We start from the raw sequence: 12,450 nt of genomic DNA, 5'->3' as shown, positions 1-12,450 counted from the left end.
TATATTCAAGGTTACTTTTAACGAAGTAACCTTTTTTGCTGATTTAGTAGGAACTTCGTACTTCAATTTTTTTTCGATTGTTATTTACATTGTATGGCAGGAAATGCACAAGTTTTTCAAACCACTAATAAATACCGCTGGCAACGCTTTAAATGGCTGGGGCGCTTATTGCTGTTTATCATCATTATATTAACCCTTATTTTTTCAATAGCTGTTCACGTTATCAGTAAACAAAATCCCACCATTCCTTTAGAGGGTAGAGCTGTTAAAAAAGTGCTTGCCGGAGAAGCACCCGCTTTTAAACAAAGTAAGTTGGCCAAGAAATACCAGGGATTCCGGTCACTCATTAACGTAAAGTGGTCGCAAGGCCGAGGTTGCGGGCAAACCGATAGTACCTTAAACTTATCTAAAAACAACGACTTTAGTGATAGCCTCGGCATTCGTGCAGCGTTTTTCGTAAACTGGGATGCGCAATCATTCTATTCACTGAAAAAAAATATTTCAAAAGTTAACCTCATATTGCCGGAATGGCTATTCATTGATCCCAATGCAGATACGCTTTTTTCGGTAATGGAGCCAAGGGTATTAGACCTAATAAAAGCATCGGGTGTAAAAGTTGTTCCCATGTTATCGAACAACTACAATGGTGTATTTACCGGTAATGCCTTGCATAGAATTTTAAATGACCCCGCTAAGTCTGACCGACTGGTACAAGACGTTGCCCGCTTTTTGGTGAAATACAATTTATCGGGTATTAATGTTGACTTTGAAGATTTGAAGGAAAAAAACAATGAAGTACTCACCAATTTTGAAAAAAAGCTATATACAACGCTGCACGATTTAAACTTAGTGGTAACACAAAATGTTTCGCCCTTTAATGAAGATTATGATTATGCCGGATTAGCCAACTATAATGATTATATATTTTTAATGGCTTATGATGAGTACAATGATAATACGAAACCGGGGCCTATTTGCTCACAAAAATGGATAGAGTCGGCAGTAGATGACCTAGCAAAAAAAGTAGATCCTTCCAAAATTGTATTAAACCTGGCCGCATTTGGATATGACTGGACTAAGAAAGGCAAAGCCATTCCCGTTACCTATCAGGAGGCCTTGGCCATTGCCCGTGAAAGTGATGCTACCATTGATTATAATAATGATACTTATAACCTTAATTACAGCTATTACGACGAAAAAAATCGATTGCATGAAGTGTATTTTACCGATGCAGCCACCAACTTCAATTCCTTACGTTTTGCAACGGAGTATGGTTTAGCCGGTACTGCCCTTTGGCGATTGGGTAGTGAGGATAGCCGTGTATGGGAATTTTATGATAAGCCCATGACGAAGGCTGCTTTACAAAATTTCGACTTTAAAGCTTTGTCTGATGTGCCCTCTATGGCAACCCCCGACTTTATTGGGAATGGTGAAATTTTAGACATGGTTTCAACGCCTACCGATGGCCATATAACACCGGAAATAGATTCTTCGGCAATGCTTATCAGTGAAGAACAATATGATAAATTACCTTCTACTTATGTTGTTCGAAAATATGGTCAATCATCTGATAAAAAATTAGTATTGACTTTTGATGATGGCCCCGATTCAAAATACACGCCGGAAATTTTAGATACTTTGGCGCATTACCATGTACCTGCCGCATTTTTCATGATTGGCATTAACATGGAAAATAATATACCCTTAGTGAAAAGAGTATTTAGAGAGGGGCATGAAATTGGCAACCATACGTTTACGCATCCCAACATTGCCGAGGTTAGTAAGAAAAGAGCGTATTTGGAAATGGATGCCACTCGTTTATTGTTAGAATGTATTACGGGGCATAGTACCATATTATTCAGAGCCCCTTTTAATGCCGATAGCGATCCCGAAAAATACGAAGAAATGGCGCCGGTGGCATTAAGCAGAACACGTAACTATATTACTGTTGGGGAAAGCATTGACCCTGAAGACTGGCAGGCGGGAGAAATACCACATTTTAATGCGGATACTATTTTTAATCGGGTAGTTTCTATTTACAATCAGCACATAGCCAATGGTGACAGCTCGAATATTATTTTATTGCATGATGCGGGTGGGGATAGAAGTGCCACTGTAAAAGCAGTTGGAATGATCATTCGTTATTTTCAGGCAAGGGGCTACACATTTACAACTATTGCCGACCTGTTACATAAAACCCATTCCGATTTAATGCCTCGTGTTCCAAAAGGTAGCGGTTACAGGCTTATTCAGTTTAATTACTTTTTGGCTGAGGCCGGCTTTATTATAGGTCAAATTTTGTATATATTGTTTTTAACATTCTTAATATTGGGCGCTTTACGTTTATTAATATTATTTATACTAACAATTTTAGAACGCAAAAAAGAAAAGCGAGCCATTGCATCAACACAGTTTTGTCCCCATGTATCAATAGTTGTTCCTGCATACAATGAAGAAGTAAACGTAGTGAGTTCACTGAAAAATTTATTGCAATGCGATTATCCCAATTTTGATATTGTGTTTGTTGATGATGGAAGTGCCGACAGCACTTATCAAAAAGTAGTAGATGCATTTCAAAATAATGAACGATTGAAGATTTTTACCAAACCCAATGGTGGTAAAGCTTCTGCTTTAAATTTTGGAATAGCAAATACCAATGCTGACTTTGTGGTATGTATTGATGCGGACACCAAATTATTACCTGATGCGGTATCTAAACTCATGTGGCATTTTGTCAATGAAAAGGTAGGTGCCGTAGCCGGTTCGGTTAAAGTGGGTAACACCATTAATTTGTTAACCAAGTGGCAAAGCATAGAATATATCACCAGTCAAAACTTTGATAGAAGAGCTTTCTCCTACGTCAATGCCATAACCGTTGTTCCCGGTGCAATTGGTGCTTTTAGAAAAAAAGCAATTGAAGATGCCGGAGGTTTTACTACCGATACTTTAGCCGAAGATTGCGATTTAACCATTCGTATTTTACGAGCAGGGTATATTGTTGAAAATGAAGCCAATGCGGTTGCTTTAACCGAAGCCCCGGAAACTTTGAAAGAATTTTCAAAACAACGCTTTCGTTGGACGTTTGGTGTAATGCAAACATTTTGGAAAAACAAAGATGCTTTATTCAATGTGAGCTATAAAGGGTTGGGGTGGATAGCATTACCCGATATTTTGGTATTTAAATACATTGTTCCTTTCTTTTCGCCTTTGGGTGATTTGTTTATGTTATTAGGCTTGTTGTCAGAAAATAGAGGAAAAATTGCCGTGTATTATCTCATTTTCTTAGTGGTAGATGCCTTAATTGCCTTCATGGCATTTGCATTTGAAAAAGAAAAACCCATTAAGCTGTTATGGATTATTCCGCAACGACTTATTTATAGGTGGATTATGTTGGTTATTTTATTCAGAGCGTTTAAAAAAGCGCTAAAAGGCGAATTACAACAATGGGGTGTACTTAAACGTACAGGCAATGTAAAAGATATTGTTGTTACCAATGCAACATAATGCAACAAATGTTTTTATACTTATTAAATAATATTGACAAATTTTTCATTTTATGGCTTCCCGCAATTGTACTAAATTGCGTTGCACAAAATGGATAAGCAGAGAGCGTTAAATTATTTTTATACTACACAAAATCAGGAAGCGATGAAATTGAAAGACATTCAGGTTCAGAATGAAAAGGAAACAAGGGCTGGGTTTGGAGAAGGTATTTATGAAGCAGGAAAGGCCAATGAAAATATTGTTGTTTTAACTGCCGATTTGGCCGGTTCCATGAAAATAGCTTCTTTTATAAAAGATTTTCCCGACCGATTTGTTCAATGCGGTATTGCTGAAGCGAATATGATTGGTATTGCTGCAGGTTTAACCATTGGTGGTAAAATTCCTTATACAACTACATTTGCCAACTTTAGTACCGGTAGGGTTTACGACCAAATACGCCAAAGTGTGGCTTACAGTAATAAAAACGTAAAAATTTGCGCTTCGCATGCCGGTTTAACTCTGGGTGAAGATGGCGCTACCCACCAAATTTTAGAAGATATTGGTTTAATGAAAATGTTGCCCGGTATGACGGTTATTGTACCCTGCGATTTTAATCAAACCAAAGCCGCTACAAAAGCTATTGCTAATTACCAGGGTCCTGTTTATTTACGTTTTGGTCGTCCTAAATGGCCCAACTTCACTTCAGTAGATGGCAGTGATTTTGTAATTGGAAAAGCGCAAAAATTAAGTGAAGGAACCGATGTTTCCATTTTTGCTTGCGGCCACATGGTTTGGAAAGCCATTGAAGCCGGCAGAATGTTGGAAGATAAAGGCATAAGTGTTGAATTAATTAACATACACACCATTAAGCCATTAGATGAAGCTGCTGTATTACAGTCAATTTCCAAAACAAAATGCGCCGTTACTGTTGAAGAACACAATATTATAGGTGGTTTAGGCGATTCAATAGCACAAGTTGCCGCTAAGCATTTGCCCATTCCTATTGAATATGTAGGAACCAAAGATACTTTTGGTGAAAGTGGTACACCCATGGAATTGTTGCAGAAATATGGTTTGGATGCCCCTCATATTTTTGAAGCGGTAGAAAAAGTAATGCAAAGAAAAAAAGGTTAGTAAGTACTACAATACAAAAAGCCCCTTAACACAGTAAGGGGCTTTTTTATGCTTGAAAATAAATTTATACTGTTACATAAATGCTTATTGTAAATCTAGGGGTTAGTGCAAAATAAGTGCATCAATTTTTTGAGATAGTTGTACATCTTTGTCGGTAACCACATCGCCGGCATCGTGTGTGCTTAACCATATTTCAACAGTATTCCAAACATTGGTCCATTTCGGATGATGATTCATGCCTTCTGCTATTAAAGCAACTCTAACCATAAAGGCAAATGCTTCGGAAAAATCATTAAAAACAAATTTTTTATATAACTGATGATTGGTTTCTACCCACATAAAAAAAATTTAAATAATTAAATTGCTGATGTTTTTTATTTGGTCGGGAATAATTTCCGTAACCAATTGCACCTGATTAAGCGGTTTTATTTTTTCTGCAATAGCAACCCCAAGTTCGTTCTGCATACCGTTGCCCTTCATTAGCCAAATAAAATCAAAATGTTTTAATTCGGGTAATAAGGGTTCGCCATCGCATTGGTTATGAAACAATAAATGCACTAAATTCAATTCAGGTTGTAATGCTTTGTATAAGTTGAAATGATAAATACGATTTTTTTTGTGCAGCACAATATTCGATTCGGTAGATAATGCAAAATCAAGATCCAAAAAATTATTCAACATCCATACAAAATAGTAATTTTTAATAGGTGCTATAATCCCCATGATGAAAGTCTCATCAAAATAATCATGACTCATTTGGCTGATATCTAACTTTTGTTTTATCATGTTTATTTCAGCGGGGGCTTTTTTATGGATGTGTATTCAAATAATGATTAGGATTGTCCAGTAAAGTTTGTAAATGTTCTATTAATGCTTCAATGGCATTCGTTTGTTCTTCAATGGTAGCATTGCTCCAGGTGTTGTTTAAAACATATTGAAGTGTGCTAAACAAAGGTATGTAACTATTTTCGCTATTATTGCTTTTGGTACTTTCAACATTCAACCGAAATTGAAAGGGCATTGGCTTATCAGTATTGACCAATTGTTGGGTAGTGTCTGCTAAAATTTCAACTCCCAAAATGTAGTGCTGCGGATGAATATTTTGTATTTGTGTCAATAAGCTGCTTTGTGTTAGTGAATAGTTTGATTGAGGTTGGTAAACAATGGCATAGTTTAAGTGAGTAAGCTTATGTAGGTTTGGTGCCATGCTTAGTAAGGTAGCCAAGCCTTCAACAGGAACCTTACTGTACAATACAAGTGTCGTATCTGCCCTGTGATTAATAAAGCCTGCATAGTTAATGCCATTTAATTTTTTCGGCTGAATATTGATGGATACATCTATATCCATGGTGCTTACTTCATCGGCATTGCACTTTTTCCATCCGGCCTTGGTAACATAAACGATGGGTATTAAACAACTATCTTTTCTATGCAAAGGGCTAAAAATATATTCGGAAGGAATATCGTTTTGTAAGTTATAGAACAATACAGCGGTAGCACCTTTGGATGCTGCTCTTTTGGCTTTTTGTAAGCAGTAATCGGTTAAATTAAACGAACTGTCTTTTGCATGATCATGCCAAACATCACCCAAATTATAAAACCACGGAGCGCCCTTTTCATTTAAGGCAGGGGCAGCTTCACCACTAATTTGGGCATTGCCGCTAAATGAAAATGGATAAAAATCTGTTCCGGCAGTTAGTTGAATGCCGTTTAGGGAAACATTGGTGTTATTATTCCTAAAATCGTAACCTTCATCTACTTCAAAACTATCAACAAAACTATCATTAACTAATGGGCTTATATTGTTCTTTTGCAAAAACATTTGAAAATAAGCAGGAACATTTTCATGCTCAATAGCGTGTAGTTGGGTTAAATGATGACCAATATCGCCTTTCAGTTTGGCTAAGGCTGCTTTTTCGGCTTTGGCTTTTTTTCTTTTTGATTGAGCATTCAATACTGAATGGCTTTGTAATAGCAAACCGGTTAACAACAGGCATAGTAAGGTAAAGCTTGTTTTATTGCAACCCCCTTTCAACTTGGCTACTGAAACAGAGCTCCCGGGTATAGTTAAATTCGCTATCATATTATTTATTATACAAAAATAGATGGCCGATTCAATTATCGTACCGAAGTGAATAAATATTGTTTTCCCAACCTCGTAATTGTAGTAGAATGTGGGTATAGTACATTTGCACTTATATACATGCACGTGGAGCCCAAAAAAAAATTATTACGCATAGCTTTAGTAGGAAATCCCAATAGCGGAAAAACCTCTTTGTTTAATGCTTTAACCGGCTTAAATCAAAAAGTAGGTAATTTTCCCGGCGTTACGGTTGATAAAAAAACCGGTATTTTGGCTATTGATGAAACTTTAAAGGCTGAATTGATTGATTTGCCTGGAACGTATTCATTATATCCGCGCAGAGCAGATGAATGGGTAGCTTATAAAGTGTTGATGAATGCGGATAAAGATGTGGATGCTGATTTAATTGTTTTGGTTGCCGATGCAAGTAATTTAAAGCGCAATTTTTTGTTTTGCTCACAAATACTCGATTTGAAGCGGCCTGTAGTGGTGGCTTTAACCATGAACGACTTGGCTATTAAAAAGGGTATTAAAATAGATGTGGCAGGTATTGAAGCCGATTTAGGTGTGCCGGTAGTGCCGGTCAATCCTCGTAAAAATAAAGGCTTAGCCCATTTGCGAAAGGTAATTGGCATGGTGGCCAAAAAACAAAATTCCGTTCCTTTACGCGATTTTGTTGATAATAAAAGCGTAGCACCCAAAGCCATTGAATCTGTTCAGCAAATTTTTCCGCAGTTAAGTGATTATGCTGCCATACATTACTTAATTAATCATGAAAACTTTCCTTTAACGCCGCAGCAACAAACTGCTATTGAAAATATAGAAATAGAAAATAATTTTAATCCTACTAAAACACAGGCCGAAGAAATTCTGCATCGTTACCGACGTATACACCAAATATTGCAGAAAAATGTGGTAGAACCCGATCCGCTGGAGCAGAAATTATTCACCAATCAGTTAGATAATATTTTACTTCATCGTTTTTGGGGGTATATTATTTTGTTGGCAGTATTGTTTATTCTTTTTCAAAGTATTTTTTGGCTGGCCAGTTATCCTATGGATGGTATTGAATGGATATTTACTCAACTTTCTAATTTTTTAAGTAACAATTTACCGGAAGCCTGGTGGAGTAATTTGCTCATAAATGGATTAGTGGCAGGGCTGAGCGGTATTATGGTATTTGTACCGCAAATCATGATTTTATTTGGTTTAATTACCATTTTAGAAGATTCAGGATATATGGCACGCATTAGCTTCTTAAGCGATAAATTAATGCGTAAAGTGGGGTTGAACGGCAAAAGTGTAATGCCCATGATTAGCGGATTTGCTTGTGCTGTGCCGGCTATAATGAGTACCCGCAACATTGAAAATAAAAAAGAGCGATTATTGACCATAATGGTTACTCCCCTAATGAGTTGCAGTGCACGATTACCGGTGTACACCATTCTTATTTCATTGGTTATAAAAAATACTTATTACCTGGGTTTTCTTAGCTTACAGGGTTTGGTAATGATGGGGCTGTATTTATTGGGGTTGGTAATGGCCTTAATTGTGAGCACGGTAATGAAGCGATTTGTAAAAGTGAACGAAAAAAGTTTCTTCATTTTGGAATTACCCATTTACAGAGCACCGCGTTGGAAAAATGTGGGCATTACCATGGTGGAAAAAGCAAAGATTTTTGTGCGTGATGCCGGTAAAGTAATTATGGTTATTAGCTTGTTGCTGTGGTTTTTAAGCAGCTATGGTCCGGGTAAAGAAATGCAACAAATAGAAACAAAATACCAACAATTAATACAACAGCAACCTTCAGAATCAGTAGCGTTACAACGTGAGTTGGCTTCGCAAAAACTGCAACATTCTTATGCCGGTATTTTAGGTAAAACAATTGAACCGGTAATAAAACCATTGGGCTTTGACTGGAAAATTGGTATTGCCTTAATTACTTCATTTGCAGCCCGTGAAGTATTTGTGGGTACTATGGCCACTTTGTATTCTGTTGAAGAGGGAAATGAAGATATTTCACTTCGTGAAAAAATGCAACAGGCCAAATATGCCGATGGCAGTAAAGTATACACTTTACCCACCGGTTTGTCGTTAATGGTATTTTATGTGTTGGCCATGCAATGTATGAGTACATTAGCAGTGGTAAAACGGGAAACCCGTAGTTGGAAATGGCCGGCTATTCAGTTTGTATATATGACAGGATTGGCTTATGTAATGAGCTTAATTGTGTATCATATTTTTTAATGATAATATTCCCAAAGTAATTTGGATATGTTGCGTGACAACGCCCACGCTTCATTGTTTGTTTCCCAACTTTGGTCGGTATTATGGTTGGTACAAAGGCAAAACACATAGCTTCCCTTTTTGCCATTTACATAAAGTACTTCACTGCGGCTGGCATCAACCGCGCCATTTTTGCTGGCTACAAATACATTAGCCGGAATTTGTGAAAGCGCTTCTTCATCCCAATAATTTCTGCTTAATAGTCTTAACATTTTATCGTCGTAGGGTTGGCCTAATAAGGTGCCCGATGCAATTCTTTTCAGTATCATAGCCATTTCGTAAGGGGTTGTTTGTCCCCATCCATATTGCAATCTAATCGCCTCTCTTCCGGGTGTTCGGCTATTGACACGGGTTTGAGTAAAGCCTAAACTGTCCATTAGGTTGTTTATGCGAGTGCCACCACCGGCAATGGCTTGCAGCCATAAACTGGCGGTATTATCACTCAATGAAAGCATCAAAAGTATTAGTTTGCTCAGTTCAATTTTTTCACCATTTTTAAAGGAAGCTAAAATATCCACCCCGGGGTAAGCTAATGAATCGTAATAAGTAAAAGTTTGATGGTACTGCAATTCCCCCGCCTTTATTTTATCCATTAAAGCAATTAAAATAGGCACTTTTACCATGCTGGCAGTTGGGAAAACGGTGTCGGCTGCTATGGCTACTTGTTTGTGTTGTTGAAAGCTATATACATAAATGCCGGCTTGCCCATGAAACTTTTTTAAATAGGATTGTAATTCTGCGGTTAATTTCTTGTCGGTTGAAAAAGATTGCCCTATAGCAGTGTTGATAAAGCAAGTAGAAACCACTATCGCTATTATGAATAACCGAAAAAAGAAACGAATACTTTTAGACGATGCAAAAAAGTAAGGTATTTGGTAAGGAAAGGCAGATGAAAAGGGTTGTTGCAGCATAAGTTGGTTTTGCGGTGAATAACTGCTTAAAAATACAGAAGACAGGAAATAATTCCAATAATATTAGGTTAGAAGAGGGATAAAAAAAGGAACGGCCAGATAAAAATATCAGCCGTTCTATACTATTCACCCTGCCTGAAAAAATGATTTGGTACAGGCTTCCCTTTTATTTTAAATATCCAAGTGCATCCATAGGTAATAAAAAAAGGATGATTCGCACCTTCAAACGAATACATCCTTAATGAAATAATTGGTAAACATGGTTATAGGATATTGCATGGTTTAAAATGGATATTGAATCTGATGTAAAACTAAACAATGCATCAACTTACAACAATAGAATAATCTGTCAACTTCTTGTAGGAATATAACGACAAGGTATTGCTGTAGAAAAGCTTTTATAAGAATTTTTTTCAATAAAAAAAGTCGGCTGAAATAGCCGACTTTTCTGTTATAAATACTTTTATTTTAAAGTATTATTTTGCCTTGCTGTAATGCTCAGCAACCTTTTGCCAGTTAACAACATTCCAAAAAGCAGACAGAAACTCTGCCCTGCGGTTTTGGTATTTTAAATAATAAGCATGTTCCCAAACATCAACGCCCAAAATAGGCTGACCTTTTACTTCAGCAACATCCATTAAAGGATTATCTTGATTCGGTGTTGAAGTAATTTCTAATTTGCCATCCTTTACAATTAACCAAGCCCAACCACTTCCAAAGCGCGTCATGCCGGCGTTATTGAATTTTTCTTTAAAAGCATCAAATGAGCCAAAAGTAGCATTAATGGCATCAGCTAATGCACCGGTAGGAGCACCACCGGCATTGGGGGCTAATATTTCCCAAAAGAAACTATGGTTCCAATGCCCGCCACCATTATTGCGAACAGCAGGTGAAATACTTCCGGCAACAGCCACCAAAGCCTCTAATGATTTGCCTTCATTAGGTGTGCCGGCAATGGCTTTATTCAAATTATCAACATAAGCTTGATGGTGTTTACCATGGTGAATTTGCATGGTAGTAGTATCAAAATAAGGTTCTAACGCATCGTAAGCATAAGGTAATGCGGGTAATGTAAATGACATAACTAAACTATTTAATAGGTGAACAATTGAAATAGGATATCAAAATTAATCATTAAATGTGGTTAATACTTAAATTTTGTGTTAAGGGTTATTTTTTTTAAATTGAATGCTATAATATTTCCTTCATTCGATAATTAAAGCTGTATGAAAAAAAACATGACCATGTCATCGCGAAGAATTTTTATTGAAAAAATGACGAAAGGGGCTGCCGCTGCTGCGTTCTTACCTTCGGTAAGTGGTTGGGCTGCCAATAATCGCATGGCATTTTTGCCTAAACGAAAATATAGTGCTAATGATCATATTCAAATAGCACTAATTGGTGCCGGCGGTATGGGTACTGCCGATGCTAACACAGCCATAACAGTGCCGGGCATTAAATTAATTGCTGCTTGCGATTTGTATGATGGTCGTTTGGCTGATGCCAAAAAACATTATGGGAATGATATTTTCACTACCCGCGATTATCGGGAAATTATTAACAGAAAAGATGTAGATGCCGTAATTGTTGCAACACCCGACCATTGGCATAAAACCATATCAGTAGATGCCATGAATAAAGGAAAGCATGTGTATTGCGAAAAACCAATGGTACACGATGTTACAGAAGGTGCAGCTGTTGTGGCGGCTCAAAATGCCAATAAAGTTGTATTTCAGGTTGGAAGCCAAGGGATGAGTTCATTAGGGAATGAAAAAGCCAAGGAATTATTGGCTGCCGGTGCTATTGGAAAATTGAATTATGCGGAAGGTTTTTGGGCACGTAACTCTCCTTTCGGGGCATGGCAATATGATATACCTGCCGATGCATCTCCTAAAACAGTTGATTGGAAAACTTTCTTACACAATTATAGTGACCGGCCTTTTGATCCTCTTCGCTTTTTCCGCTGGCGTTGTTATCGCGATTACGGTACAGGTGTTTCCGGCGATTTGTTTGTGCATTTATTTTCCAGCCTGCATTATATCACCAATTCAATGGGACCAACCAAAGTAATGGCAACCGGCGGATTACGTTATTGGAAAGACGGAAGAGAAGTACCCGATATTTTGTTGGGGATGTTTGATTATCCGGAAACAGCAGCTCATCCCGCTTTTAATCTTTCTTTAAGGGTAAATTTTGTTGATGGAACTGCTGATAATACGTATTTAAGAATGGTGGGCAATGAAGGTTCAATGATTGTTGAATGGGATAAAGTTACCCTAACCACTAATAAAAGTTATGCTCCTGCCGATGACCCTTTGTTGAAAACAAAAATTAATGCAGCCAATATTTCCGGCTACGACCGCAAAAAAATGTTACCCCCCGATACAATAGTGTACAAAGCTGAGGAGGGGTATAAGGGGGCTCATTTCGACCACTTTTATAATTTCTTTCAGGACATACGCAACGGAACCACTTCACGCGAAGATGCATTATTTGGTTACCGGGCTGCAGCACCTGCCCTTTTATGTAACGACAGTTATTTTAAACAAACAA

General features: G+C 37.4%; 9 protein-coding genes (1 of these 9 running past the window's edge). 4 read left to right on the top strand and 5 right to left on the bottom strand.

The window, feature by feature from the left end; translation table 11 throughout:
* Positions 1-93: 93 nt before the first annotated feature.
* Complete coding sequence (locus LX80_RS12120; protein ID WP_111296828.1) at positions 94-3,504, top strand: glycosyltransferase; 3,411 nt, start codon at positions 94-96, stop codon at positions 3,502-3,504.
* Between the two features lie 90 nt (positions 3,505-3,594).
* Positions 3,595-4,617: a transketolase family protein gene (locus LX80_RS12115; RefSeq protein ID WP_245898058.1), complete on the top strand. Its 1,023-nt coding sequence runs from the start codon at positions 3,595-3,597 to the stop codon at positions 4,615-4,617.
* 102 nt (positions 4,618-4,719) lie between these two features.
* Here LX80_RS12115 and LX80_RS12110 read toward each other — a convergent pair whose 3' ends face one another.
* From LX80_RS12110 to LX80_RS12100, 3 genes are read right to left on the bottom strand one after another with little or no spacing between them, the layout of a single operon-like run.
* The gene (locus tag LX80_RS12110) at positions 4,720-4,956 is read right to left on the bottom strand and encodes a 4a-hydroxytetrahydrobiopterin dehydratase (RefSeq protein ID WP_111296826.1); all 237 of its coding nucleotides are present in this window, start codon (positions 4,954-4,956) and stop codon (positions 4,720-4,722) included.
* Positions 4,957-4,965: 9 nt separating this feature from the next.
* A complete protein-coding gene (locus LX80_RS12105; protein WP_111296824.1) occupies positions 4,966-5,403 on the bottom strand; it encodes an IPExxxVDY family protein in 438 nt (145 codons plus the stop codon).
* Positions 5,404-5,425: 22 nt separating this feature from the next.
* Positions 5,426-6,700, bottom strand: coding sequence for a PA domain-containing protein (locus LX80_RS12100; RefSeq protein ID WP_111296822.1), 1,275 nt, complete (start codon positions 6,698-6,700; stop codon positions 5,426-5,428).
* Positions 6,701-6,820: 120 nt separating this feature from the next.
* Here LX80_RS12100 and feoB point away from each other — a divergent pair, with 120 nt between their 5' ends.
* Positions 6,821-8,947 (top strand): ferrous iron transport protein B, encoded by a 2,127-nt coding sequence (feoB, locus tag LX80_RS12095; protein WP_111296820.1) that lies wholly within the window; start codon positions 6,821-6,823, stop codon positions 8,945-8,947.
* Here feoB and LX80_RS12090 read toward each other — a convergent pair.
* Together LX80_RS12090 and LX80_RS12085 are read right to left on the bottom strand one after the other, a co-directional pair.
* Complete coding sequence (locus LX80_RS12090; RefSeq protein ID WP_111296818.1) at positions 8,944-9,897, bottom strand: serine hydrolase; 954 nt, start codon at positions 9,895-9,897, stop codon at positions 8,944-8,946. The two genes, feoB and LX80_RS12090, sit on opposite strands and share 4 nt — an antisense overlap.
* A 476-nt stretch (positions 9,898-10,373) precedes the next feature.
* The gene (locus LX80_RS12085; protein WP_111296816.1) at positions 10,374-10,979 is read right to left on the bottom strand and encodes a superoxide dismutase; all 606 of its coding nucleotides are present in this window, start codon (positions 10,977-10,979) and stop codon (positions 10,374-10,376) included.
* Between the two features lie 144 nt (positions 10,980-11,123).
* Between LX80_RS12085 and LX80_RS12080 the strand changes: the two genes are divergently transcribed.
* Positions 11,124-12,450, top strand: the 5' portion of a protein-coding gene (locus LX80_RS12080; RefSeq protein ID WP_111296814.1) for a Gfo/Idh/MocA family protein. 41 nt of this gene lie beyond the right edge of the window; 1,327 of the gene's 1,368 nt are visible here — the first part of the coding sequence; it begins with the start codon at positions 11,124-11,126; the stop codon falls past the right edge of the window.

It is taken from the genome of Hydrotalea sandarakina (assembly GCF_003254115.1).
In the GTDB taxonomy this organism is placed as follows: domain Bacteria; phylum Bacteroidota; class Bacteroidia; order Chitinophagales; family Chitinophagaceae; genus Hydrotalea; species Hydrotalea sandarakina.
The sequence above is the reverse complement of the archived record's forward strand: the minus strand, read 5'-3'. Positions and strand labels throughout refer to the sequence as shown.

What these genes read in the sequence shown, in the direction of transcription:
- LX80_RS12120 (WP_111296828.1), top strand. Translation starts at nt 94, where the DNA reads ATGGCAGGAAATGCACAAGTTTTTCAAACCACTAATAAATACCGCTGG.
- LX80_RS12115 (WP_245898058.1), top strand. Translation starts at nt 3,595, where the DNA reads ATGGATAAGCAGAGAGCGTTAAATTATTTTTATACTACACAAAATCAG.
- LX80_RS12110 (WP_111296826.1), bottom strand. Translation starts at nt 4,956, where the DNA reads ATGTGGGTAGAAACCAATCATCAGTTATATAAAAAATTTGTTTTTAAT.
- LX80_RS12105 (WP_111296824.1), bottom strand. Translation starts at nt 5,403, where the DNA reads ATGATAAAACAAAAGTTAGATATCAGCCAAATGAGTCATGATTATTTT.
- LX80_RS12100 (WP_111296822.1), bottom strand. Translation starts at nt 6,700, where the DNA reads ATGATAGCGAATTTAACTATACCCGGGAGCTCTGTTTCAGTAGCCAAG.
- feoB (WP_111296820.1), top strand. Translation starts at nt 6,821, where the DNA reads ATGCACGTGGAGCCCAAAAAAAAATTATTACGCATAGCTTTAGTAGGA.
- LX80_RS12090 (WP_111296818.1), bottom strand. Translation starts at nt 9,897, where the DNA reads ATGCTGCAACAACCCTTTTCATCTGCCTTTCCTTACCAAATACCTTAC.
- LX80_RS12085 (WP_111296816.1), bottom strand. Translation starts at nt 10,979, where the DNA reads ATGTCATTTACATTACCCGCATTACCTTATGCTTACGATGCGTTAGAA.